Below are 24795 nucleotides of genomic sequence, written 5' to 3' on the forward strand. Positions count from 1 at the left end.
AGACTGGGAACGAGACAATATCTAAAAGCTTTTACTAGGCTAGTTTTCACGTTATAGCAACGGACAAGGAAGTTAAGACATTAACTGATGATAAAACCTATATACAAACAGACTTTCAACCCAGTCCCCAGTCCCCCAATACTTGGCGGTTAAGGGGAAAAGGGAAAGGGGAAAGAAAAAACCTTTAACCTTTACCCTTTAACCTTTTCCCAAAACCCAATTCCGAGTTAAAAATGCAAAACCTACGCAGTATTGCCCAGTCCCCTGCTATAAGTTGACACCAATGGGCGATCGCTTACCATCTGATGTAGCCAATCATGAATTGTTATGCTATATTAAGCGTAGTCGTTATGAGTTCGTATATTTTCATGGCTAACCCAACTGTAGAAAACTTGGTAATTATCGGTTCTGGCCCAGCAGGCTACACAGCCGCCATTTATGCCGGACGCGCTAACCTGAAACCCGTGGTATTTGAAGGTTTCCAAGCCGGGGGTTTACCTGGTGGGCAACTAATGACAACGACGGAAGTTGAGAACTTTCCAGGGTTTCCTAAAGGGATTACTGGCCCGGAATTGATGGATCAGATGAAGGCGCAGGCGGAGCGCTGGGGGGCTGAACTATATACTGAAGATGTTATATCAGTTGACTTGAGTCAGCGTCCCTTTACAGTGCGATCGCAAGAAAGGGAAATAAAAACCAACAGCATTGTCATTGCTACTGGTGCAACTGCAAAGCGTTTGGGCTTACCCAGCGAACATGAATTTTGGAGTCGGGGTATTTCCGCTTGTGCAATTTGCGATGGTGCAACACCAATTTTTCACGGTGCAGAATTAGCTGTAATTGGTGCTGGCGACTCGGCGGCGGAAGAGTCAATTTACCTCACCAAATACGGTTCTAAGGTGAATATGTTGGTACGCACCGATAAAATGCGAGCTTCTAAAGCTATGCAAGATAGGGTTTTGAGCAACCCGAAAATCCAGGTGCATTGGAATACAGAAGCCGTAGATATCTTCGGTAGCGATCGCATGGAAGGGGTGAAAATCCGCAATACTAAAACTGGTGAAGAGAGCCAACTGCACGCTAAAGGTTTATTCTACGCCGTTGGTCACACTCCCAATACCTCTTTATTTAAAGGGCAATTAGAACTAGATGAGGTAGGTTACGTTGTCACCAAGCACGGTACTGTGGAAACTAGTGTAGAAGGCGTTTTTGCTGCTGGCGACGTACAAGATCATGAGTTTCGACAAGCAATTACGGCTGCGGGTACTGGTTGTATGGCGGCGATGTTAGCAGAACGCTGGTTATCATCTACTGGCTTGATTCAAGAATTCCATCAACAGCCAGAAACGACGGTTAATGAATTAGAACATCAGCCAGCCAAAAAGACTGAAGCCGAGGAAGAAGCGGGATTTAACTTAGATGGGACACGCCATGAGGGAGGTTATGCCTTACGGAAATTGTTCCATGAAAGCGATCGCTTACTCCTTGTTAAATATGTCTCTCCTGGTTGCGGCCCTTGTCATACCCTGAAGCCGATTTTAAATAAAGTGGTGGATGAATTTGGCAGCAAAATTCACTTTGTAGAAATTGACATCGACAAAGACCGAGATATTGCTGAAAATGCTGGTGTGACAGGAACACCAACGGTTCAATTGTTCAAAAACAAAGAACTGGTGAAGGAAGTCAAAGGCGTGAAGCAAAAGAGCGAATACCGCCAGTTGATTGAAAGTAATCTGTAAGAGAATGGGGTATGGAGAGTCAGGGGATGAAGAGGCAAGGAGCAAGGTAACTGGAGTGATAACTTGTCACAAGTCTTTCCCTTTTCCCCAATTCTCCTTCTCCTCTTCCCGATGCCCAATGCCGATTTTTTTAACTATTGAGCTAATTAATATCAATTATCTTGATGATGATCGTTTGTATCTTGCTCAGTTTCTAGCAGCCGTGAAATAAGCATGTCTGGTTTTCTACTAATAATAGACTTAATTTTATCAATAGCAATTACTTCACTTATTTTCACAACCATTTCCCAGAAAGTGTCTTCCTCTGTATCTTTGTTGTAAGTCCTATGTTTAAACCACAACAAATCATCCCAAACTCCGATAATTGTAGCAAAATACCACTTATCTCTTACTAGTATCCAGATTTCTTGTTCTAAATAAGTCTGTAGAAGAGGTTTCACAATTACTAAGATAATAAAAAATATTGTGCAACATACTAAGTAAACATTAACGGTTAAGACAACAGTTAAAATACTGAAATTGTGTCAAAAAATTAAAGGCTAGCTCTGTATTTATGAAGAAGGGAAAGGGGAAAAGGGAAAGGGGGAAAGGTAAAAACCGTACTGCGTCCCGCTCCGCTAACGCCCGCAAGTGGCGCGACCTGTTCATCCCTTTCCCCTTTCCCCTTTAACCTTTAACCTTTTCCCTTTTATCGTAAATTAGTCGGACTTTTATTAAGGATGTTTACGCAATCCCCGATCTAATATGTAAAATGGTCAGCGTATCAAGCTTTGCTCCAGGCGATCGCTTTATGGCCATTACAAAACGGCGACTACCGACATTTTTAGAGTTTGGCAAAAGTCCCAATCTTTCCCAAAAACTCATGCTCATCGGGTTAGCCATTACCCTATTTTTCATCTTCCTGGCATTCTTCGCTCCCGTATTGCAGGCTTGGGGATGGCTGCAAAACCCGAAAGATTTTCTCTCTAATCCAATTCACGAGCCACCCTCAGCTAAACATTGGTTTGGTACTAGTCGCCTCGGCTATGATGTGTTCTCGCGGACATTGTTCGGCGCTCAAGCTGCTTTGCAGGTGGTAATTTTGGCAACGGCGCTGAGTATGATTATCGGTGTGCCTTTGGGGATGCTGAGTGGTTATCTTGGCGGGAAATTGGATAAAGTGTTGCTGTTTATTATGGATAGCATCTACACTCTACCAGGGCTACTGCTATCTGTGACACTGGCTTTTGTGGTGGGGCGTGGGATATTAAATGCAGCGATCGCTATTAGCATTGCCTACATCCCCCAATATTACCGCGTTGTCCGCAACCACACCGTTAGCGTGAAAACAGAAGTGTTCATCGAAGCTGCTCAAGCAATGGGCGCTTCTACTTGGGTTGTGCTTTCTCGTTATTTGTTTTTCAACGTCATTCAAAGCGTACCCGTTCTATTTACACTCAACGCGGCTGATGCGATTTTGGTGTTGGGCGGTTTGGGCTTTTTGGGGCTAGGACTTCCCGAAGAAGTGGCAGAATGGGGACATGATTTAAAACAAGCCCTAGAAGCTCTACCTACTGGCATTTGGTGGACTACACTTTTCCCTGGTTTGACGATGACATTCATGGTGGTAGGGTTATCACTACTTGGCGAAGGGTTAAATGAATTTGTCAATCCCCGATTACGAAGAGAAAATAGAATCCGAAAGTAGTCATTAGTCATTAGCAAAAGACAAATGACAAAGGACAAATAAACAATAGAGAGAATTGTATGAAAGATAATTTAACGTTAATTGCTGCCGCTACTGGCGGGTTTATCCTTTCTGTTGCCCTTGCTGGTATTTTAAGAGGTGCGCCAATTACAGCTTGGCAGGAGCAATCGAGTTTTCGTACCATGACTGTTGCTGATTTACAGAGAGCAGAATTGAAAGCCCCGCGTCTTAATATCGGTGATGAAAACGACTCGCATTCAATAAAATAGAAAATTGAGAATTTTTTCGCGCCAAGATGCTAAGTGTAGATTTGCGGAAAATAATGGCGAATTGAGGGGTGAAATTTAAACGCAGAGAAGCGCAGAGGGTACGCAAAGGTTTATGGCTTGGTGTGAGGTTTTAAAGTGGTGAGTTCTCAAGTAATTGGCATTGATGTGGGAGGAACAGCGATTAAGCTGGGGCGTTTTGCAGTTGATGGTGCTTGTCTGCAATCTTTGACTGTGGCATCTCCCCAGCCGACAACACCGGAGGCGGTGCTGGCAGTGATGGTAGATGCGATCGCACAAATTGATCCAGATAATCAAGCTGTTGCGATTGGTGTTGGTACTCCTGGCCCATCGGATGCTGCGGGACGCATTGCTAAAATCGCCATTAACTTGCCTGGATGGATCGATGTGCCTTTAGCAGACTGGTTAGAAGCTAAAACTGGCAAACCGACTGCGATCGCTAATGATGCTAATTGCGCTCTTTTAGGAGAAGCTTGGCTAGGAGCCGGTCGCCACTTTCAAAATCTGATTCTGCTAACTTTAGGTACTGGGGTTGGCGGTGCAATTATCCTTGATGGCAAACTATTTATTGGACATCAAGGAGCCGCCGGGGAATTGGGTTTAATTTCATTAAATCCTGATGGGCCAATTTGTAATAGTGGCAATCAAGGCTCTTTGGAACAATATGCCTGTGCGACTGCAATTCGCCGCCGCACTCTCAAAGAACCCATCGAATTAGGCTTTCTTGCCCAACAAGGAGATGGCGAAGCATTGACTTTTTGGCAAGAGTATGGTAATACTTTGGGAATTGGTTTGACCAGTTTGATCTATGTACTCACACCGCAAGCGATCGTGATTGGCGGCGGTATCAGTGGCAGCTTTGAGTTTTTCTTACCAGGTGTAAAGGCAGAAATTGAGAAGCGAGTGCAGCCTTTATCACGAGTGGATTTACAAATATTGCCAGCAGAGTTAGGCAATTTTGCAGGGATGGTAGGTGCAGCAAAGTTGGCATGGCAACGCTATTCGGAATTTTAGATTATGGTTCAAACAATCCCAGCGAGAGATATAAGTCTTTACGAATTAGAAGAAAAATTTGGTTTGCAGCTTGCCACAGACACCAACTTCTTTCCAGAATGGACAGAAAATTTACCAACTCTGACTGATGCAGAGAAGCAAGCAATCGCACGAGTCAAAAGCAACTATTTAAACTTGAATAAGCACCGTCTGATGTCAGAAGAGGCGGTAAAGATGGTAGTACTGTCTCCTTTACTCGATTTAGCTGGGTTTTATCAACCTCCTTTTAAGATTGAAACCGAGACTTCTGTAGAGATTTCTGCCGAAGACGAAAGCTTTCTCGTTAAAGGAAACATTGATGTCCTTGTCATCCAAAAACGTTTTTGGGTACTTGTCATCGAATCTAAAAGCAGTAAATTTGATGTGATGACAGCCTACCTCAAGCACTTGCTTATATGCTTGATCGTCCAAATCCTGCACAACCGACTTTTGGTTTACTAATCAACGGGAGAGAATTTGTTTTTGTCAAATTGATTCAACAAGAACATCCTTGGTATGCCCGATCTGATGCGCTATCAATTGAACGTGATTCAGAACTACACCAAGTACTCACTATATTGAAGCGCCTTGGAGAATTAATTGTGCTTTTACCCACTGAGAATTAGGGATTGAGGCTTATCATCTACCTATACTTGCAACTCAAATCCAGGTAATATATCTTCTCCAGAAAGAATCGCCGGCATTTGCATAACTTCTACAGCTTTTTCGAGTCGGTAAATTTCCACTTGCTTATCTTGAGGATTAATTAACCAACCCAAACGCAAACCATTTTCGATGTATTCCTGCATTTTCGCTTGGATAGGTGCAAGCCGATCTGTCTCGGAACGCAGTTCAATTGCAAAATCGGGTACAAGTGGCGGAAATTTTTTTCGTTGTTCTAGTGTTAAAGCTTCCCACCGTTCCAACTTTACCCAAGCTGCATCAGGGGAACGTTTTGCACCATTTGGAAGTATAAAGATAGTTGAAGAACTAAAAACTTTTCCTAACTTAGCTTGGCGATTCCAGATTTCTAAATCGGTAATTAGTCCAGCTTCTTGATTTCCGCTTTCTCCTCCTACTGGTGGCATAATAATTAATTCTCCGGCTGCATTCATCTCCAGGCTTAAATCGCTATTGGCAACACACAATTGATAAAATTGCTCATCGGTTAAATGAGCAATCGGTTCTAGATTCAGCACAACAGTATTCATTGAATCTTTCCTCGCGCTTCACGTTAACAATTAATATTAAGACAAAGAATATCCTGTTGCTTTCTTAACGTATTTCACAACTTTTTCATAAGATTCAGGATTACTCACAGGGTTGATGATGATGGGAATAGTGCCATCTGGCAACCAAAAAGTTATCCTACCGTTCGGTTCATGACAAAAGGAACTGATACAGTTGAGATTAATTACATATTCATTTTTTTCGTAAATTATTCTCACCCAGTGGGCGTGATCTAATTCTAATCCTGTCACACATTCTAAATAATCAAAAATCTTTTGATAATCTTCCAAATTACTTTGCGGGTTAATCACTATGGGAATGGCACTATCGGGTAGCCAAAAAGTCACCCTGCCATTGAGCTCATAACAAAAAGCATGGACACGCTCAAAATTCACCACATATTCTTTCCTCTCGTAAAGGATTTTCACCCAGTACGCCACAACATCTCCTCAAGTCCGAAATTTACGAATGATGCACCCTGGATGTCCAAATCTACTGAAGCCCTAAGTTAATGTTGCAATTTTTAATTTTTTTAGCGCAGCGTTAGCGAGTCTGCGAGCGTCATTTTTAATTTTTAATTGTTATGACACCTCCAATGGTGTTGGTGTACCAGATGTGGAAAGAGAAAGAGCGATCGCTGTTTGAATGAATCCTTTAAATAAGGGATGAGGGGTACTAGGGCGTGATTGAAATTCTGGATGAAATTGACAAGCAAGAAAGAATGGGTGCTTGGGTAGTTCCACAATTTCAACTAAGCGTCCATCAGGAGAAGTACCACTGATCACATAGCCAGACTTTAACAACAAATCGCGGTAATCGTTGTTGAACTCATATCGATGTCGATGTCGTTCATAAATCACATCTTCTTGGTAGAGCTTGAAAGCTAAAGTATCAGGGAGAACACGACAAGGGTATAGTCCCAAGCGCATTGTACCCCCTAAATCCACTACTTCTTGCTGTCCTGGCAATAAATTAATTACGGGATCAATTGTATAAGGGTCAAATTCAGCACTGTTAGCACCTGTTAATCCCCCTACGTGCCTTGCCCATTCAATCACAGAACATTGCATACCCAGGCATAAACCCAAAAAGGGGATTTGGCGATCGCGCGCGTATTTAATCGCGGCAATTTTGCCATCCACTCCCCGAACCCCGAAACCTCCTGGCACAACTATGCCATCGACACCCTCAAGATAATTTTCGGCTGGTTCACCTTCCAAGTCTTCTGAGTTTATCCAACGGAGACGCAGTTTGCCATAAGTCGAGATTGCCGCATGGTTCAGCGCTTCCACTACAGATAGGTAGGCATCACTTAACTGTACATATTTACCGACAATAGCAATTTCTACCTCGTGCTTGGGACTATGTAACCGTTGTACCAAGGTTTGCCACTGCGTCAAATCTGGTTTACGTTGTTCCATTTGCAGCAAGTTCAGCACTTGTTCTGCCATGCCTTCCCGTTCCAGATTTAGCGGTACTTCATAGATACTCTTGGCATCTTGGGAAGTGATGACGCATTCTTCAGGGACATCACAAAATCCCGATAATTTCTGTTTTAATCCTTTGGGTAAGGGGCGATCGCTGCGACAAACTAAAATATCTGGTTGAATACCAATGGATCTCAGTTCTTTAACTGAATGTTGTGTCGGTTTAGTTTTCATTTCACCCGCCGAGGCAATCCACGGTACTAGCGTGACGTGCATATACAGCACATTCTGCCGTCCCACCTCTTTACGGAACTGGCGAATTGCTTCCAAAAACGGCAGTGATTCAATATCTCCCACCGTCCCGCCGATTTCTGTAATTACTACAGATGGATTTGTACTTTTAGCAACTCGCAGAATCCGATCTTTAATTTCATTGGTAATATGAGGAATTACCTGGACAGTACCGCCATTGTAGTCTCCACGCCGCTCTTTATTGATGACTGCCTGGTAAATTGAGCCAGTAGTGACACAGTTCAACCGCGACATCGAGGTATCGGTAAAGCGTTCGTAATGCCCCAAGTCTAAATCTGTCTCAGCACCATCCTGGGTAACGAAGACTTCCCCGTGTTGAAAGGGACTCATCGTACCAGGATCGATATTAATATAAGGGTCGAGTTTGAGAATCGACACCGAATATTCGCGCGACTTGAGCAAACGCCCTAGACTTGCTGCTACAATGCCCTTACCAATACTGGAAACAACGCCTCCAGTAACAAAGATAAACTTAGTCATAGTAGTTTGAATTTCTAACAACTTCTAAAAATACATCCCGTCATTGTGCCACAGTTATTGTGGTGTAATCTTCTGTGATTTGCTGTGAAAAAACTTCTAGGATTAGTAATATTAGGCTTTATTCTCTCCTCCTCAATAGCATTGGCACAGCCATCTCTTATAGTTATTTTTCCCCAGACAAACTACCAGACAAGTGCCCAAAAAATCTTCTTTCTGGGCACTGCACCACCAGATGGTCAGGTTTTGATCAATAGTAAGCCAATTACCCGCAGCAAAGCTGGTCATTTTTCCCCTAGTTTCCCCTTGCAGTTGGGGGAGAATCTTTTTACTGTGCGTCGCCAGAATCAAGAACTTAAGATTAAGGTGATCAGGCTGAACGATAGCCCGGAACTACCACAGGGGGTAGCCTTTGCGAAAGATTCCCTGACTCCCGCAGTTGACATTGCCAGATTACCAGGAGAAGTAATTTGTTTTAGTGCGATCGCACCCCCTAACGCTAATGTCTCTGTAACCCTGGCTAATCAAACTATTACCCTTTCACCCCAACCCGAACAGGCACAGCTACCAAGTAATTTGGCAGCTTTGACAGGGCAAAATCAGCCTCATGCCCAGTCTAGCGTAGGCAACTATCAAGGTTGCACCACAGTGGCAACAGCCGCCGATTTGGGAAAACCTCAATTTCAACTGATCCTTGATGGCAAGACGATAACTCAACCCGGATCTGGTAAGATTGAAATCCTCTCAAGATCGCAGTTGCCAATTTCTGAAGTTACAGTAGAGTCAGGCGTTGCTCGTACTGGCCCTAGCACCGATTATTCTCGACTTACACCACTGCCCAAAGGCACACGCGCAACGGTTACAGGTAGGGAAGGTGAATGGTTGCGCCTAGATTATGGCGCTTGGATTAATAGTAAAGAAACCCGCATTTTACCTGGTGCAGTTCCGCCACAAACAATAATTCGCAGTGTCGGATACCGTCAACTCCCTAGTGCGACAGAGATAGTTTTCCCTTTGCAAGTTCCCGTACCCGTGAGCGTACAACAAAGTGAGCAAACTCTCGCTCTCACTCTCTACAATACCACTGCCCAAACAGACATAATTCGCCTGGATGATAACCCCCTAATTTATCGCCTAGACTGGCAACAGGAAGCCCCAGGACAAGTAAAATACACCTTTAACCTCAAAAAAGCTCAACAGTGGGGATATAAGCTGAGATACGACGGCACAACCCTGGTTTTGGCTTTGCGTCATCCACCTAAAATTGGGAACACAAGACGCAAGCCTTTAGCTAATTTCAAGATTGTACTAGATCCAGGGCATGGAGGTAAAGAAACTGGTGCCAGTGGCCCAACTGGATATTTAGAAAAAGATGTAAATTTGGTGGTATCTAGGTTGCTGCGGGACGATTTGGTGAAGCGAGGAGCAACAGTAGTGATGACGCGGGAAGACGATCGCGAAGTTTCTTTAGTAGAACGTCAGGCAATTATCAGTCGAGAAGAACCTGCGATCGCACTTTCCATACATCACAATTCCCTACCCGATGATGGCGATGCCGAAAAAACCAAGGGATTCGGCGCTTTTTGGTATCAACCCCAAGCCCACAACCTCGCAATATTTTTACAGAAATATGTAGTCAAGAAACTCGGTAGACCTTCCTATGGTGTTTTTTGGGATAACCTGGCGCTGACACGTCCGACAGCTGCGCCATCGGTGTTGCTGGAATTGGGTTTTATGAGCAATCCCGATGAATTTGAGCAGGTGGTAAACCCAGAAGAACAGAAGAAAATAGCTGATGCGATCGCTCAGGGGATTACGGAGTGGCTTAGGAGTGTGCAGTAAATTTGGGGGTACTTTACCCTCATTGTATTTGGTGGAGTGCGATCGCCTTGAAACATTAATAGCTATTCTAAATTTGCGATCACCTATCTCTAATCGTAATAGAATGTAATGGGTTATACTCTTGATTTGGCAGTATATAAATCAAGTAAAATGAAAGTTTAGTGGTTCCTGCGAGGTGTTCGATGACTATCTTTGACCGCCGCCGTCAACTTCAACAACAGATTGCTCAACTTCCAGATGACCAACTGACTCAGGTTGAGCAATATCTAGCATTTCTTGGTTTTCAGAAAACAGTTCCATCTCAATCAGAAGTGACCAAATCACCTTCCACTGGAGCTTCGATTCTGGCATCTTTAGAGCAAGCACATACTCCGCCCGATTCTCCTCTGGAAGATGAGACTTTAGCACAACCACCTGAAGATTTTGCTGCTAAGATCGCTGAAATCAAACAACGTGGCGATCGCTCTCAATCTATTATCCGACGAGGTTCTACAGGTGAAGATTTGCTCAAATTTGCTGGTACTTGGCATGGAGACGACCTAGAGGAGTGCCTAGCATTTCTTGATGCAACTCGCTCAAAAGCGAAGTTTTAAGCCAATAATTTATGTATTTGCTGGATACCAATCACTTTAGTTATCTCATTAACAACAATCCTCAAGTTGTCGCAACTGCTCAAAGCTATGCTCAAGCCCTAAATTTTAAATTTTTTCTTTAAAATTTCCCTAAGTATCTGGTTCGCTCGTTCTACGAATTGTTGTTCGGTTTCGTTTTCCTTCGGCTTGCCTATTTTTTCGCTCAGAGAAGAGATAACCTCACCACTTGTAGCGTAATTAGCAACCCCTTTACTAAATTCCTCTGCTTTTTGTGTATTGCCAAGTCCTATCGACAATCCAATTGCAGGTAATAAAGCTTGTTGAATATTAACAGCTATAGTTGTTGAGAGTTCTTGAGTTCTTGAAGATTCTTCCGTAGTGTCAGCATAAGCTAGTTGCTTGAAATTTTTATAAAAATCCTCAAAATTATTCATTTATCTTGTTCAATATTTTTTGAGTTTACTGATTTTTGTAGTACTTATAGTATTGTTTGAAGAATTCTACAAAGCTTGAGATGACAATCTCAATAATTTTTTCCTTCATCTCAGTTGATAATTCATCCCAAACGGAGAATAGCCAACCTAAAATACCTCCAATAACTGGGATTAAAAACCAAAACATCGACTTTACTCTAAATTAGTATGTGAACTAGAAAAAATATTCTATCCATGATTTAAGTCTCTTTTGGCTATAAACACCTCAGAGAAATCACGGTTTTAATTTACTAAGGCTTTAGGCAGTATTGGTTCAATCACAGCTATTACTTAGTATTAAGTATGTTTAAAAAATACTTAGTTGTGTTAAATATCTTGATTTAAGTTTTAAATTAATTCAGATAAATCACTCTAGGTGTATAGAAAAGTTTTATGCCACAAATATCTTATACCAATTTAATATGAAGCTGCATATAATAGAGAAAACAAACTCGATAAATTAAAAGAACCATGAGCCGCCCTTTTGAGATTGAAATCGCAGAGAGCGAAGAAGAACTTAAAAAACGCCTACAAACAGCCAATTTAGGGAACCAGAAAGAAAAACTTATTATGCTGTGGTGGATAAAAAGCGGGCAGGCCAAGGAGCAGCAAGATATTGGAAAACGCTTGGCTAAAGATACATCAACGGTGACAAGGTGGTTACAAAAATATAGATCGGGTGGGCTAGATGAATTATTGAAAATAAAAAAAGCTCCGGGAGCAAAACGGAAAATTTCTGAAGGAGCGATCGCGGCACTTGAGGAGGAGTTAAAAACAGGAAAAGGCTTTAGTAGCTATGGTGCAATAGTGGAGTGGTTAAAGCAAGAGCAGGGGCAAGATATCGAGTATGCAACGGTTTATGCATTGGTTCGATATCGATTAGGGGCAAAACTAAAAGTACCACGTCCTCAAAGCCATAAGCAGGATGAAAAGTTAGTATCTGAGTTTAAAAAAAACTCGGTATCATTCTGAATCGTCTAGAAAAACATCTAGCACCCGGCAAGTGTGTTCGCTACCTGTGCCAGGATGAAACTAGGGTTGGCCTCAAAACTCTCACAGGCAAAGTGATTACTGCTTCAGGCGTTAAACCTACTGTTAAGGTGAAATGGCCTAGAGATAACTTTTGGATTTATGGTGCTATTGAACCATTAACTGGAGATCATTTTCTTTATGAGTACCCCAAACTGGATGGCGAGTGTTTTCAACAATTCCTGGACTGGCTATCTGTGCAATTAGGTGGTGATTACGCTATTTTACAGATTGATCAAGCACCTGCTCATACAAGTTCAAAGATTTGTTGGCCAGAGAATATTATTCCTCTGTTTCAACCAGCATCAGCCCCTGAACTCAACCCAATTGAGAGACTTTGGCAATTTCTCAAAAAACCTCTTAAAAATCAACTTTTCTCTTCTTTACAAGCTTTACGCGAGCGCATCCAAGAAATCTTCGACCAACTTACATTTGAGGAAGTAATTTCTGTCTCTTCTTACAACTTTATTTTGGAAGCTTTATTCTATGCAGCTTCATATTAAATTGGTATTAAATAGCTTGACTTAGGTTGCTATTTATTTAAACCCTGTATTAAAGGTAACGAAAAGATGGAAGAAGATAACGGAGCAGTTATTGCAGGTGGTGTTGGTGCTGCTTTAGGTGCAGCAGGTGGTACTGCTGGAGTAGTTGGTGCAATTTCAGCAGCAGGTAGTGTTACAGGTCTAAGTGCAGCTGGAATCACTTCTGGATTAGCGGCTATCGGAGGAGGGACAATGCTAGGAGGTATTGCTGTTACAGTGGCTGCACCAGCAACATTAGCAGTAGTAGTTGGATACGGTGTTTACAGGTTGTGGAGATCGCATTGATAATAAAGTCCCGAATTACCGAAAGGTTCTCACGTTAGAAACAGCGGTCGCTCCACCACTGATACAAATGTGGGAAATGCGATCGCTCTCCCAACTCCCACAGAATCAAACATTACTCTCTAACCTCTGTAGCTTCTGCTCTACAATGAAGTGAAGAATCTAGCAGCTTAAAGAGGGGATTTATTTATGTCCCACCCGACGCTCAGTAGCCAAGAAGTCGCCCGACGTGGAAAGGAACTCTATCAAAAAAGTATCCGTGCCAAAGTTGAGACACAAGAGAACATTGGCAAAATTATCTCGATTAATGTTGAAACAGGAGATTATGAAATCGGTGATGATTTAGTCGAAACGAGTCTTCGATTACGATCCAAGCAAACCGATGCAGCACTTTGAGGAGAAAGAATTGGTTTTGATGCCGTTTATGCAGTTGGTGGTACATTACTCAGGACAGCAGAGTGATACACGGGACTTTACTTTGCGATCGCTCCACTGCCAAAACCAAAAGATGGAGCCATGCAGAACATAGCAAAAACAGCCCTCAATTTATTGAAAGGTGCGTTGGCGTAGCCCGTCGTAGACATTGTGGATTTGCTTACTACGGTGAAGCTAGTTGAAGTCTGTAGTAAGCTTTTGCCTGTGATTACTAAGTTTTTCGGCTTACCATAACTTAGTAAGTATTACTCTACATCTGGGTCGATACCCATTGCCCTGAGCCGTTCTGCTAATTGTGCAGCTTTTCGTTCTGCTTGCTCGGCTCTATGCCTTTGCAACTCAGCTTCTTCTTGACCAATCAGTAACAGATTCCCTTCTAAATCCCACCAGCGCAACCAAAATTGCTCAGGATTATTCAAATAGCTTCCTTGCCATAACCCTATTTCTACTCCTAAAGGAGGAATTGGGTAGTGACCTCGCCCATTAGGCTGCATTTTGTGGTAGGAAAAATCTACCAGATGATAAACCTCCAGTTTGTCATTACTGATTTCATAAATAGCATAGTAGGGAATTCGGATTATTCGCTCATATACCCAGAATTTACCCGGTTTTGCGCCTTCTCGACTACCAGCTAGAGGTAAAGGAGTGACATCTCGTTCTTCATCGCCATTACCGCTAGCTAGTTCTACAGCAATCAATGGCGGTATGTATTCCCGCCACAAAACATAGGAGCGACGGTTTTTGCCATCTAGCCTTGGCGTTACACCAGGGACATAAAACCAATCCGGTGCTGCTGCTCCTTTTTCTGGTGGTTCAGTCTCTCGCCAATAAATACCACAATCTTGACCAATGCAATACTGTCCATCTGGATGTAGGCGTTGCAAAACTTGAGCAATTGAGTCTGTCAAAATGACGGTTTGGGGATGCTCTTGAAAGTTTTTCACAAACGTACCATCCGACTCTGGTAGTTGAGTGTGATCGGGAAACTGAGGCGGTATGCCAATATCGGCAAGTGTTTCACTCATACTTTGAAAAGTATTGCAGCTATTTATTTAGTGTTTGACGCTTCCCATAAGGTGTTACGAGCTAGTATAACACCTTGCTCTGTCTTGATTTCAGTGCTTTTACCCTGCCAGAACCCCTTTGATTGCGGATAGAAATATATGAAATCTTATATTTTGAAACTGTATGTATTTTAAGTTAGGCGGTATGGTGGGAGCGATCGCTATTTTATTGAGTAATGGTAGTGCAATAGCCCAAGATACACAAAGGTATATCACTGTAGGGCATGATCAATTAGGAAATAGTGTAGCTCTGGATACAAAAACTATTAAGGGCACCACATATAAGCTTTACGGAATCTATGGAGATGGCATCTTTGAAACTACCTTTGATGCTTCGTGCAAAGAATCGCGGCTTTTTCGGAATCGTATTGCCATTTATAGCTCAGATGGACAGCTACTTCAAGACGATCAGCAGAAAGGAGAAATACCTTTTGTAGCCGATTCTTCACCAGGCAAAGGAATGCAAATTGTTTGTCAAAAGATTGGTGCCCGTGGTTGGTAGGTTAAGTAGGGAGTGGGGAGTAGGCGGATAAGGGAGCAGGGAGAAGAATTTTCCCCTCCGCCCCCCTGCCTCTTTTCAATGCCCCATGCCCACATAGAAAATACTAAGGACAGAACAACGTATCACGCGTATCTCTTCCTGTAACGGGATTAGTCCCTTTGGCAAGTTTGCACAATTTTTTTTGCTCGTCGGGACGCAGCAGCGTATCAGTAAAATCTGCCCCGTCAATGATTGCACCGTCAAATCTAGCGTTAGCAGCAAAAGCACCCTCCAACAGTGCATTTGTCAAATTTGCTCTGACTAAACGAGCCGAGTCTAAAGTGGCATTTCTTAAATCAGAACCCTCCAAATTCGCAGACTCTAAATTTGCTGCAAAGAAGCTGACACCGTTCAAATTAGCGTGGCTGAAGTTGCTTTGGCGAAGATTAGCTTTAGTAAAGCTAGAGTCTGTTAAATCACGTCCTGAAAAATCAGCTTCAACCAAAATTTCCTTATTATATTCGAGTGCCAAAGCTGTTGGAGCAAAACCGACTATTGCGGTGATGCCAATTATTCCCCACAGGAATAAGCCGAGTATGCTTGTCCAAAGCTTGTGTTGTATTTTATACTTCAAACCCATTTTTTTTGGGGATGAGTCGAGTGTAGAATCCGCTGTGCGTAGGCGTAGACCGCCGCAGGCATCGCTTAACCTAGAATTCACAGAATTCATGATATTTATAGTCAATGGCTAACCTTCCTCCATCTCATTATCCAGATATTGGTCAATTAGGAGAAGACCTAGTAGCTCAATGGTTGCAATCTACAGGTTGGGTAATTCTCCATCGTCGCTTTTCTAGCCGCTGGGGGGAAATTGATATCATCGCTGAATATGCTAGAAAAGCAGAGGAAGCAGCAGGAGAACTCAGGACTCAGGACTCATTACTGGCATTTGTTGAAGTCAAAACCCGCAGTTCAGGTAGTTGGGATGCTGGGGGAAGAAGCGCAATCACCCCACAAAAGCAAGCAAAAATCTGGCGTACAGCGGGAATATTCTTAGCTGAGTACCCAGAAAAAGCAGATTATTCTTGTCGATTTGATGTTGCTATTGTCTACTGTCAAAAGATACCAAAAAATCTAATTGGGGTTACTGCAAACCAGGAAGCTCTAGCTACTTCATCAGTACCCGGATATAAGTTTAAGCTGCTAGAATACATTCCGGCAGCTTTCGACTCTTTAATTGATAATGGTTAATCGGTAATAGATAAAATATCTTGATTACCAATAACCAACTATTTTGTAGTGGCGTTACAACCAAAAGTATCACGCCAAAGTTTCTGGACAGTAGCCTAAGCCTCGGACAAACTGTTGTCGAAATGCTTCAATTTCGTCTCTCTCTGGGCTACCATGAGAAACGATCGCCACTTGATAGCGACGCATCACATCCACAGGGCACTGTCCCGCTTCCAAACTCCAAAGTGCCATTTGCACCCTCATTGGCGGTTCGTAGCTAATTCCTAATTCATTTAGAAAAGCCCGAAAGTCGCCATCTTCTTGGGCTGAGACTTGACCTTTGAGTTTGATCCTAACCACCCAGCCATCAATTTGATGAATTACGGTGACGAACGAAACTGGTGTCTGGGGTCTAGCGTGGAGGTGTTGAACGACCCTCAGGGTTAGACTGGCATTTGCCAGATAGTACAAGTATTCCATGTTTGTTGGTGCTTGGGATCAAAGCCAATCCTACATATCTATATTCGTCAATCAGTGCCCCTTCCCGGTAGGGTAAAAGCCCCCGTTTTTAGATGGGGAGGTTTACCCAATTTTTATGTTAAGTTTTCCGTGTTACCTAATAGTAACAATCTTATAGCCTTGCGGCAAAACTGAGCCAAGATCCCTTAAAGTTCCTTTAGAAGGAAAAGCTTAAACTAGCTTTTTTGAGAGAGTATAAATACTAAATAAAGCAAAAACTAGTACAAGGTAATTTGAAAGATACATCTCGTCCACAAGCAAAAGATTTTGCATTAGATTGCTCGGTAGCTGGCTATGACTACGAACTACCTCCAGAACTCATTGCCCAAAACCCAGCAGTTCCTAGAGATAGTTCGCGGTTACTGGTAGTTGATTCTCCCACTACAGGCATCGAAGCAGCATCCCTACACCATATTTTCCATGATTTGCCTGGACTGCTACGCTCTGGTGATTTGTTGATTATGAACAATACAAGAGTCATTCCAGCGCGGCTTTATGGTCATAAATCCACTGGTGCGAAAATCCAAGTGTTGTTGTTGGAAGAACGGCAGCATAATTGTTGGTTAGCTTTAGTTAAGCCAGGAAAAAGCTTCAAACTGGGAACAAAGATTATTTTTGAACCAAGACAATTAGAGATTGGGGATTATAAAGATTCTTCCCCAATCCCCAATCCCCAGTCCCCAATCCCCAATCCCCAACTTACCGCTACGGTTCTAGAAACAGACGCAGCAACCGGAGGGCGTTTGTTGCAATTTGATGTACCAGAGGGCAAGACTTTGGTGCAACTGTTAGAGGTATTTGGTGAAGTCCCGCTACCACCGTACATCACTACCTCTGAAGCTGCGGATGAGCAGTATCAAACAGTTTATGCTAAACAGCCAGGAGCGATCGCAGCTCCGACGGCAGGATTACACTTTACCCCAGAATTATTACAACAGTTGCGCGATCGCCAAATCAATCAAGCTTTTGTAACGCTACATGTTGGTGTAGGTACATTCCGCCCTGTGGAAGTGGAGGACGTAACTACCCATAAAATGCATGAAGAATGGATTGAAGTTCCCGCCGCCACAGTAGAGCAAATTCGTGCTACTCAAGCTGCTGGCGGTCGGATTATTGCTGTAGGAACAACAGCAGTACGGGCTTTAGAAGGGGCGGCTAAATCTGGGAACTTACAACCATATTGTGGTAAAACAGACTTGTTTATTTATCCCGGCTACCAATGGCGGGTAGTGGATGGTTTGATTACGAATTTTCACTTACCGCGTTCTAGTTTATTGATGCTGGTAAGTGCGCTAATTGGCAGACAACGGTTATTGAATATATACAACGAAGCGATCGCTTTTAGATATCGTTTTTATTCCTTCGGTGATGCCATGCTAATTTTACCGTCAGCAGTGGGAATAGGGAGTAGACAGTAGGGAATTATGCAATTTGAGATTTTTTCTTCAATCCAAAATCTCAAATTGGCAGAGTTAAAAGTCAATACAGTTCAGAATGGGCAACAAAACACTTGTAGAGACGGCGATTTATCGCGTCTCTAAAACCCAAAATTGTTGCCAGTAGCCCTTAAGTGAACCGTATTGAGTTAAAAGTTGGGAATTTGGAATTTTTTCTTTCATGGTGGGTACTCTGACTTATGAGGAGTTAAAAATAAGTACAGGTCTGTTATTCATGTCTGAAAAATACCTATTTTCTCAGGGCTTAAATTTATTTTGCCAGGTGACACTTGTTGGGTGTTCTGCATTTTTGGTCTTGGCTGCACCAGCAATTACTAATTTACCAGTTAGTAAGTTGCTGGCAGAAACCGCAATTTCTCAGGATTTGGAAGCTGCTAGCTTTTTCCAGCAGGGAGTGACGCGCTATAACCGCAAAGACCTACAGGGTGCGGAATATGCCTTTCGCCAAGCGTTGCAACATGACCCTAGCCTTGGGGCAGCGCGTAATTATTTGGGTAATATATTTATGGAGCAAAATCGCCTGGATATAGCTTTACAAGAATATACAGAGGCGATTAAGATCAATCCCAATTTTAGCGAAGCTTATTACAACTTAGGGTTAGCGTTGCACCGACAAGGAGAAAAAGAAGCCGCGATTACAGCTTATCGCCAGAGCTTGGTAATAGATCCCACAAGGGTGGCAGCGCTGTATAATCTGGGTTTGGTGCTGTATGAACAAGGACAAGTTGAGGATGCGATCGCAGCATACCAGCAAGTAATCAATCTAGATAGCACTTATAGCAATGCTTATTTTAACCTAGCGATCGCCTTGCAACAACAAGGAAAAATAGAAGCTGCGATCGCTTCTTATCGCCAAGTATTGCAACTAGATCCTAAAAATGCCACAGCTTACAACAACATGGCAAGTTTGCTAGCAATGCATGGTCAAGCTTCTGAGGCTATCTCTGTTTATCGGCAATCTATTCGTCAAAATCCGAAAAATGCCTCCGCTTACTATAACTTAGGAGTAACTTTATATAATCAGGGCGAGTTCAAAAAAGCCAGTGGAGTCTTGCAACGCGCTCATAATGAGTATCGTGAGCAAGGCAACATTGAACAAGCCCAGAAAATTGAGCAGCTAATGCAGCAAATTGCCCAGCAAAGTCAGCAACCTCAAGCCAGTCAAACAGCTACTCCTTCTCAGAGTTCAGATTCTACAAGTAATGTAGTACAAACACCTGAGCCACAGACGCCAAATCAATCAGAAACGCCGGCAAATCCTGGCAATGTGCCTGTATCAGCTGAACCACATTCTAATTCCACGAATACCGGACAATAAAAAACTCAGAGTTAGAAAGAACTTAATAACTTCTAACTCTGCCAATTTTAGATTTTGAGTCGCATCTTTGGTGAGCTTAAAACGTAACTTTGATTTTGGATTGAATTACTCCCAACTTTTTAAATCGGCAAACGATTGATATCTTTATTACAACCAATAACGACCATTGCTGAACCACGCTCTAAACGCTTGGTGGGGTCAGGATTAATTTGAAATTTCCCATCCTGACTTACTGCTAGCAAATTTAAACCGTAGCGGTTACGAAGTTGAAGTTCAGTGATGGTTTTGCCGTGAAATTCATCAGGCACAATCAACTCTACAATACTGTTATCTGGATCGAGGTCAAACCGATCTAAAATTGCTGGTTTAGTAAGAGTACGCGCTAGGGCACAACCTGCTTCATACTCAGGAAAAACAACATGATCTGCTCCTACTCGTCGTAACAGTTTACGGTGAACTTCACTAGAAGCTTTAGCAACTACATGGGGAACACCAGCCTCTTTCACATTTAGGGTGGTGATGATGCTTTCTTGAACGTAGTTGCCAATCGCAACAATTACAGTATCAAATTCAAAAATTCCAGCTTCTTTGAGTGCGGCTGGTTCTGTAGAGTCTAGTTGCAAAGCATGACTAACTATTCCCTCAGTTAATGCTTCTGAAACTCGTTTTTCATCAATATCTGTTGCCAGCACTTGATAACCAAAATTGTGCAATGTAGAACAGACAGACCTACCAAAACGACCTAACCCAACTACAGCAAATTGGTGGTTATCTTTGCCTAAACTGCGAAAAAAATTTAATGATGACAGATTCACCCTTGTTATCCTTATTATGGCTCCCTGTTTTTAGGGCAAAAAACGGTTATACAGCTAGAATTAAAATTTTTATTTTTTGCCTTCCCATGTATATTTTATCAGTTTAGTTGTTAGTCATTAGTCAAGAATTATTCTCCACAATTCCCTATTCCCTGCTCTGTCTCCCTAACTATCCCACAAGTAAATTTTCTTCAGGATAGTGAATTCTGCTAGGGCGGGGGTCTCCTAGCACGGCAGACATCAATAGCAAAACACCGACTCTGCCAACGTACATCGTGACAATTAAGATCAGCTTTGCTGCTGTAGAGATAGTTCCTGTAATGCCTGTAGAAAGACCCACAGTGGCGAAGGCTGATACTACTTCAAACAAAATTTGAATAAAATCTAATTTTGGATCTGTGAGGCTAATTAAAATCGTGGCGAAAATCACGGTCGCTACCGATCCTACTAAGACACCTACAGCTTTCAAAATTAAATTTATTGCTATTTTGCGATCGTACAACAAAACTTCTTCTTTTCCCTGGAGAATAGCTTTTGTACAACTAGTCAAGACTCTCAAGGTTGTTGTTTTCATCCCTCCTCCCGTACCACCGGGACTTGCACCAATGAACATCAGCGCAATTGTAATAAATAGACCAGCAGTGGTCATTTTGCTAATATCGATGGTGTTAAAACCAGCAGTTCTGGGAGTAACTGATTGAAACCAAGCTACTAATATCTGGTCACTTAAATTCAGAGAACCAAATGTTTCAGGGTTTCTAATTTCTATACAGAAAAAGGCAATTGTCCCTATTGCTAATAATATAATGGTTGTGCTGGTTGCAACTTTAAAATCAAGTGACAACAATTGCTTTTTAAGAGATTTTTGGAAAATGCGATCGCGCAACCAAAGATACATTTCTAAAATTACCTGATAGCCAATTCCCCCAAAGATAATCAACATGGTGATAGTGAAGACGACTAAAAAGGATGACTGATATCCAATTAAGTTATCTTTAAACAAACTAAAACCAGCATTGTTCCAAGCGTTGATGCTATGGAAAATCGCTAACCAAAGTCCTTTACTCCACCCATACTCTGGTACAAATGCTGGTAGAAGTAAGAAGACTCCGGTAATTTCAAAAATTAAAGTTGTGGCAATAATTGAACGGATCACTTGAGAGCTACCACTCATCCCTGGTCGGTCTAAAGCTTGTTGAATGGCGATTTTTTGCCGCATATCAAACTTCCGACCAATGAGCAAAATCAGAAATGTGGTGGTTGTCATGTAGCCCAATCCGCCAATCTGAGCTAAAAGCGCAATAAATAACTGACCCCAAAAAGAAAAATAAGTACCAGGATCAACTACTGATAAACCGGTGACACAAACTGCGGATGTGGAGGTAAATAGTGCCACAATCAGGTTATCCCATGTACCATTGCTAGTTGAAAAAGGCATCATTAACAGGATAGTACCGATAGCAATGACAGCCAGAAACCCCAAACAAATTGTGCGAGCAACAGTCATATTAAGGTAAAATTTATAAACTTTTTTCCAAGGAAGATAAACTGGAGTTTAACCTCCTTGGAAACAAAAACACCTTATTTAATTAAAAACATACATGGTAGCCTAACCTATATGTTTTTTTTGAATTCTACTTCGTCTCAATACTACTTTTTTCATGAGTGCAACACTTTACCAGCAAATTCAGCAGTTCTACGATGCTTCTTCTGGTCTGTGGGAACAGATTTGGGGCGAACACATGCACCACGGCTACTACGGGGCTGATGGCAGCCAGAAAAAAGACCGTCGTCAAGCTCAAATTGATTTAATCGAAGAACTGCTCAATTGGGCAGGGGTACAATCAGCAGAAAATATCCTCGATGTGGGTTGTGGCATTGGCGGCAGTTCTTTATACCTGGCTGAAAAGTTTCATGCTAGGGCTACAGGAATTACTTTGAGTCCTGTACAAGCTGCCAGAGCAACGGAACGTGCTGCGGAGGCGAATTTGAGTCTGAGAACTCAGTTTCAAGTGGCCAACGCTCAAGCAATGCCTTTTGCTGATAATTCTTTTGATTTGGTTTGGTCGCTGGAAAGTGGCGAACACATGCCAGATAAAACGAAGTTTCTCCAGGAGTGCTATCGAGTCTTGAAACCTGGTGGCAAGTTAATTATGGTGACTTGGTGTCATCGACCGACTGATAAATTACCACTGACGGCAGATGAAGAAAAGCATTTGCAGGATATTTATCGGGTGTATTGTTTGCCTTATGTGATTTCTTTACCAGAGTATGAAGGTATAGCCCGTCAACTTCCATTAAGCAATATTCGCACCGCCGATTGGTCAACTGCCGTCGCCCCCTTTTGGAATGTAGTCATTGATTCGGCGTTCACTCCCCAAGCGCTTTGGGGCTTACTCAATGCCGGTTGGACTACCATTCAAGGGGCGTTATCACTAGGGTTGATGCGTCGCGGTTATGAGCGCGGGTTAGTTCGGTTTGGCTTATTGTGTGGGAATAAGTAGTTTAAGCTAAAACTCCTTTAAAACCTCGTTTCCAGCCTCCGGCTGGAAATGCAACTCAAAAGCGGCTCTGTCGCGATTTCGAGAGGCGGAGCCTCAAAGACGAGCATTCCCAGTCGGAGACTGGGAACGAGGTAACAAGGCAATAGACTTCTTGCATAAGTCGGGTAAAGGGTAAGGGTTAAGGGAAAAGGGATAGAATTTTCCTTTCCTCTTTAACCTTTCCCCCTTTCCCGACAAGAGTGCAAAAGGCACTTTTGCAAGAGGTCTAATCTAAAAGCTAGTTCTAGACTTGCTTTCACGTTAAGTTGACACTAATGGCATCTTGCCTACCCCACAAAAGTTAATTGGATATTTTTTTATTTGGAAGTACCTAAGAGAAAATTAAGCTTTTTCAACCCGCCTGTGCGGGTTTTGCCTGTGTCGTTGTGGCTTCTAACCGCAGATTTAACTAGGAACTTTTTTTCCATCGGCTGCTAAAAGTTCCAGAATGACTCCATTTGTCCAGCCGAAACCAACTTCGTTAGAACTATATCCGAAGGAAATATCGTCGGAAACGTTGGCAGAACAGCGCTCAACATCATATTTTTCAACTAGGGTATTGTGACGCTCGAATTCTTTAACTACCATAGCTAGGAATTTGTTGGCAATGCGATCGCCTTCTGTATGAAACCCATAACGGTGAAGTCCCTGGATGGCAATTAACGTCAATGGTGCCCAGCCAAAGGGGGCATCCCACTGGTTGCCGGTGACATGAGTACTGGTCAAAATTCCGCCTGGGGCTTCAAACAAAGAGAGATTTTCCATGACGCGCTGGGCTTGGGCTTGAGAAGCAATTCCCAGCCACAGGGGATAGAAGGTGGTAGCAAATTCGTAGCGGCGGCGTTTTCCACTCTGGAAGTGGTAGTCGAAATAGAGTCCTCGTTCTTCATTCCAGAGAAATTTATCGATCCGATCGCGGCGGATATCTGCACGATCGCGCCATTGTTTTTCCAGTTCTTCGTTCCCCAAAATATCGTTAATTTGCGCCAAGTCTTGTTCTACTTGATACAGCAAACTGTTAAGGCACACAGGGGCGTAGTGGAGGATATCAGCACTGAAGGGGCCAAATCGGTTGGTGATATCAAAACCGGACTCGCGCATGGTGCGATCGCCCTTATAAAATAGGTTGGTTAGTTGGTCATTTTCCCGATCGTAGTAAAGATTGACATCATAATCTTCAACCTCAAAGGTTTGGTAATATTCCTTGACGCGATCGTAGTGGCTTTTTCCCTCCTCATCTCGCTCGGAGAACACAACTTCTGGCGCGGGGCCTTCCCCAAAGGCATAAAATCTGGATAAGCCGGTTCCGGGATTCAAATGGGGCGGTACTACCCAGTAATAGTAAAATTGTTCTAAAAGCGGTACGGTTGTCCTCAACCACTCTTCATCCTGGGTGTGCTGGAATAGTGCCAAAACCATCATGCTGAGGACGGGGGGTTGCGATCGCGAGAGCATATAAGTCCGGTTGGCATTGAGGATAGTACCGTAATGCTTTACCTGGTACAATAATTGGTCTACCTGGCTTTGCGCTAGCTCCCATTCTTCATCGTGCAAAAGTCCCAGTAATATAAAGTAGCTGTCCCAGCCATACATTTCGTTAAATCGACCACCTGGTACGACATAAGGGCCTGGTAGGTATAGTAAGCCATGCTCTTTAATCGCTTCCACTTCTGACGGCAAAGTGCGAATTTGTAGCTGTTGCATATCTTTGGGATATAGCGATCGCTCTAACACACGCTGAATGTTGGGATAATCTTCTAAGGGGGAAATGTAGACAATCCAGGGAGTGTCGGTTTTGTGGTCTAGTTTGGTATCTTTGGCAGATTGTAATAGGTGTTCGTGCGATCGCGTTAAGGTTTTCCACGTTTTTTTGATATGGAAGCGCACTTTGTTTATCTGCGTGGCGGTAAGTGTTGGGGGAGTGGTCATTATTTTTTTAAACGCAAAGGAACGCGAAGGGAACCGCAGAGGTACGCAGAGG

At 42.8% G+C, this 24795-nt stretch carries 27 protein-coding genes and 1 pseudogene; 17 read left to right on the forward strand and 11 right to left on the reverse strand.

Annotated elements, in window-relative coordinates; all coding sequences use genetic code 11:
* Nucleotides 1-368: 368 nt before the first annotated feature.
* Nucleotides 369-1739, forward strand: a complete 1371-nt coding sequence (gene trxB / locus FD723_RS23005) for a thioredoxin-disulfide reductase (RefSeq protein ID WP_179069240.1) — start codon at nucleotides 369-371, stop codon at nucleotides 1737-1739.
* Between the two features lie 152 nt (nucleotides 1740-1891).
* On the opposite strand, the gene FD723_RS23010 is transcribed toward trxB, so the two are convergent.
* Nucleotides 1892-2179, reverse strand: a complete 288-nt coding sequence (locus FD723_RS23010) for a hypothetical protein (RefSeq protein ID WP_179067438.1) — start codon at nucleotides 2177-2179, stop codon at nucleotides 1892-1894.
* A 350-nt stretch (nucleotides 2180-2529) separates the two neighbouring features.
* Between FD723_RS23010 and FD723_RS23015 the strand changes: the two genes are divergently transcribed.
* From FD723_RS23015 to FD723_RS23030, 4 genes are all read left to right on the forward strand, one after another.
* Nucleotides 2530-3426, forward strand: a complete 897-nt coding sequence (locus FD723_RS23015; protein ID WP_179069241.1) for an ABC transporter permease — start codon at nucleotides 2530-2532, stop codon at nucleotides 3424-3426.
* A 59-nt stretch (nucleotides 3427-3485) separates the two neighbouring features.
* Nucleotides 3486-3695 carry a hypothetical protein gene (locus tag FD723_RS23020; protein ID WP_179067439.1) on the forward strand — a complete coding sequence of 70 codons (210 nt, stop codon included), beginning with the start codon at nucleotides 3486-3488 and terminating at the stop codon, nucleotides 3693-3695.
* 135 nt (nucleotides 3696-3830) lie between these two features.
* On the forward strand, nucleotides 3831-4727 hold the full coding sequence (locus FD723_RS23025) for an ROK family protein (RefSeq protein WP_179067440.1): 897 nt from the start codon (nucleotides 3831-3833) through the stop codon (nucleotides 4725-4727).
* Nucleotides 4728-4730: 3 nt separating this feature from the next.
* Nucleotides 4731-5207, forward strand: coding sequence for a restriction endonuclease subunit R (locus FD723_RS23030; RefSeq protein ID WP_306296989.1), 477 nt, complete (start codon nucleotides 4731-4733; stop codon nucleotides 5205-5207).
* 185 nt (nucleotides 5208-5392) lie between these two features.
* On the opposite strand, the gene FD723_RS23035 is transcribed toward FD723_RS23030, so the two are convergent.
* The 3 genes from FD723_RS23035 to FD723_RS23045 form a co-directional block, all read right to left on the reverse strand.
* Nucleotides 5393-5956, reverse strand: coding sequence for a Uma2 family endonuclease (locus FD723_RS23035; protein ID WP_179067441.1), 564 nt, complete (start codon nucleotides 5954-5956; stop codon nucleotides 5393-5395).
* Between the two features lie 36 nt (nucleotides 5957-5992).
* Nucleotides 5993-6415 carry a hypothetical protein gene (locus FD723_RS23040; protein WP_179067442.1) on the reverse strand — a complete coding sequence of 141 codons (423 nt, stop codon included), beginning with the start codon at nucleotides 6413-6415 and terminating at the stop codon, nucleotides 5993-5995.
* Nucleotides 6416-6556: 141 nt separating this feature from the next.
* The gene (locus FD723_RS23045) at nucleotides 6557-8194 is read right to left on the reverse strand and encodes a CTP synthase (RefSeq protein ID WP_179067443.1); all 1638 of its coding nucleotides are present in this window, start codon (nucleotides 8192-8194) and stop codon (nucleotides 6557-6559) included.
* A gap of 84 nt (nucleotides 8195-8278) precedes the next feature.
* Between FD723_RS23045 and FD723_RS23050 the strand changes: the two genes are divergently transcribed.
* A complete protein-coding gene (locus FD723_RS23050; protein ID WP_179067444.1) occupies nucleotides 8279-10033 on the forward strand; it encodes an N-acetylmuramoyl-L-alanine amidase in 1755 nt (584 codons plus the stop codon).
* Between the two features lie 182 nt (nucleotides 10034-10215).
* Nucleotides 10216-10626, forward strand: a complete 411-nt coding sequence (locus tag FD723_RS23055) for a hypothetical protein (RefSeq protein ID WP_179067445.1) — start codon at nucleotides 10216-10218, stop codon at nucleotides 10624-10626.
* A gap of 98 nt (nucleotides 10627-10724) precedes the next feature.
* On the opposite strand, the gene FD723_RS23060 is transcribed toward FD723_RS23055, so the two are convergent.
* Complete coding sequence (locus tag FD723_RS23060; RefSeq protein WP_179067446.1) at nucleotides 10725-11060, reverse strand: hypothetical protein; 336 nt, start codon at nucleotides 11058-11060, stop codon at nucleotides 10725-10727.
* 510 nt (nucleotides 11061-11570) lie between these two features.
* Between FD723_RS23060 and FD723_RS23065 the strand changes: the two genes are divergently transcribed.
* The 5 genes and pseudogenes from FD723_RS23065 to FD723_RS23085 all read left to right on the forward strand — a co-directional run bounded on the left by FD723_RS23065 (nucleotide 11571) and on the right by FD723_RS23085 (nucleotide 13569).
* Entirely contained in the window at nucleotides 11571-12071 is a 501-nt protein-coding gene (locus FD723_RS23065; RefSeq protein ID WP_179067447.1) for a helix-turn-helix domain-containing protein, read from the forward strand.
* 44 nt (nucleotides 12072-12115) lie between these two features.
* The gene (locus tag FD723_RS23070) at nucleotides 12116-12631 is read left to right on the forward strand and encodes an IS630 family transposase (RefSeq protein WP_256875223.1); all 516 of its coding nucleotides are present in this window, start codon (nucleotides 12116-12118) and stop codon (nucleotides 12629-12631) included.
* A gap of 66 nt (nucleotides 12632-12697) precedes the next feature.
* Nucleotides 12698-12955 (forward strand): hypothetical protein, encoded by a 258-nt coding sequence (locus FD723_RS23075; protein WP_179067448.1) that lies wholly within the window; start codon nucleotides 12698-12700, stop codon nucleotides 12953-12955.
* 186 nt (nucleotides 12956-13141) lie between these two features.
* A pseudogene (locus tag FD723_RS23080) lies at nucleotides 13142-13414 on the forward strand (hypothetical protein).
* Nucleotides 13411-13569 carry a hypothetical protein gene (locus tag FD723_RS23085; RefSeq protein WP_179067449.1) on the forward strand — a complete coding sequence of 53 codons (159 nt, stop codon included), beginning with the start codon at nucleotides 13411-13413 and terminating at the stop codon, nucleotides 13567-13569. Before FD723_RS23080 ends, FD723_RS23085 begins: the two are co-directional and overlap by 4 nt.
* A gap of 63 nt (nucleotides 13570-13632) precedes the next feature.
* Here the strand turns inward: FD723_RS23085 and FD723_RS23090 are convergent, their stop codons facing one another.
* Complete coding sequence (locus FD723_RS23090; protein WP_179067450.1) at nucleotides 13633-14412, reverse strand: Uma2 family endonuclease; 780 nt, start codon at nucleotides 14410-14412, stop codon at nucleotides 13633-13635.
* Nucleotides 14413-14575: 163 nt separating this feature from the next.
* Here FD723_RS23090 and FD723_RS23095 point away from each other — a divergent pair, with 163 nt between their 5' ends.
* Nucleotides 14576-14953: a hypothetical protein gene (locus tag FD723_RS23095; RefSeq protein WP_179067451.1), complete on the forward strand. Its 378-nt coding sequence runs from the start codon at nucleotides 14576-14578 to the stop codon at nucleotides 14951-14953.
* Nucleotides 14954-15056: 103 nt separating this feature from the next.
* Here the strand turns inward: FD723_RS23095 and FD723_RS23100 are convergent, their stop codons facing one another.
* Nucleotides 15057-15572, reverse strand: coding sequence for a pentapeptide repeat-containing protein (locus tag FD723_RS23100; protein ID WP_179069243.1), 516 nt, complete (start codon nucleotides 15570-15572; stop codon nucleotides 15057-15059).
* A gap of 104 nt (nucleotides 15573-15676) precedes the next feature.
* Here FD723_RS23100 and FD723_RS23105 point away from each other — a divergent pair, with 104 nt between their 5' ends.
* Entirely contained in the window at nucleotides 15677-16183 is a 507-nt protein-coding gene (locus FD723_RS23105) for a YraN family protein (RefSeq protein WP_179067452.1), read from the forward strand.
* 69 nt (nucleotides 16184-16252) lie between these two features.
* Here FD723_RS23105 and FD723_RS23110 read toward each other — a convergent pair whose 3' ends face one another.
* Nucleotides 16253-16642, reverse strand: a complete 390-nt coding sequence (locus FD723_RS23110) for a hypothetical protein (protein ID WP_099103349.1) — start codon at nucleotides 16640-16642, stop codon at nucleotides 16253-16255.
* A 272-nt stretch (nucleotides 16643-16914) separates the two neighbouring features.
* Between FD723_RS23110 and queA the strand changes: the two genes are divergently transcribed.
* Nucleotides 16915-18099: a tRNA preQ1(34) S-adenosylmethionine ribosyltransferase-isomerase QueA gene (gene queA, locus FD723_RS23115; protein WP_372743766.1), complete on the forward strand. Its 1185-nt coding sequence runs from the start codon at nucleotides 16915-16917 to the stop codon at nucleotides 18097-18099.
* Nucleotides 18100-18352: 253 nt separating this feature from the next.
* Nucleotides 18353-19456: a tetratricopeptide repeat protein gene (locus FD723_RS23120; protein WP_179067453.1), complete on the forward strand. Its 1104-nt coding sequence runs from the start codon at nucleotides 18353-18355 to the stop codon at nucleotides 19454-19456.
* Nucleotides 19457-19575: 119 nt separating this feature from the next.
* Here FD723_RS23120 and FD723_RS23125 read toward each other — a convergent pair whose 3' ends face one another.
* Nucleotides 19576-20271, reverse strand: coding sequence for a TrkA family potassium uptake protein (locus FD723_RS23125; protein WP_179067454.1), 696 nt, complete (start codon nucleotides 20269-20271; stop codon nucleotides 19576-19578).
* Between the two features lie 169 nt (nucleotides 20272-20440).
* Nucleotides 20441-21778: a TrkH family potassium uptake protein gene (locus FD723_RS23130; protein WP_179067455.1), complete on the reverse strand. Its 1338-nt coding sequence runs from the start codon at nucleotides 21776-21778 to the stop codon at nucleotides 20441-20443.
* Nucleotides 21779-21932: 154 nt separating this feature from the next.
* Here FD723_RS23130 and FD723_RS23135 point away from each other — a divergent pair, with 154 nt between their 5' ends.
* A complete protein-coding gene (locus FD723_RS23135; protein WP_179067456.1) occupies nucleotides 21933-22775 on the forward strand; it encodes a methyltransferase domain-containing protein in 843 nt (280 codons plus the stop codon).
* 444 nt (nucleotides 22776-23219) lie between these two features.
* Here FD723_RS23135 and FD723_RS23140 read toward each other — a convergent pair whose 3' ends face one another.
* Complete coding sequence (locus FD723_RS23140; protein WP_179067457.1) at nucleotides 23220-24743, reverse strand: trehalase family glycosidase; 1524 nt, start codon at nucleotides 24741-24743, stop codon at nucleotides 23220-23222.
* Between the last annotated feature and the right edge of the window lie 52 nt (nucleotides 24744-24795).

Origin of the sequence: Nostoc sp. C052, from assembly GCF_013393905.1 — a bacterium.
Taxonomy (GTDB): Bacteria; Cyanobacteriota; Cyanobacteriia; order Cyanobacteriales; family Nostocaceae; genus Nostoc.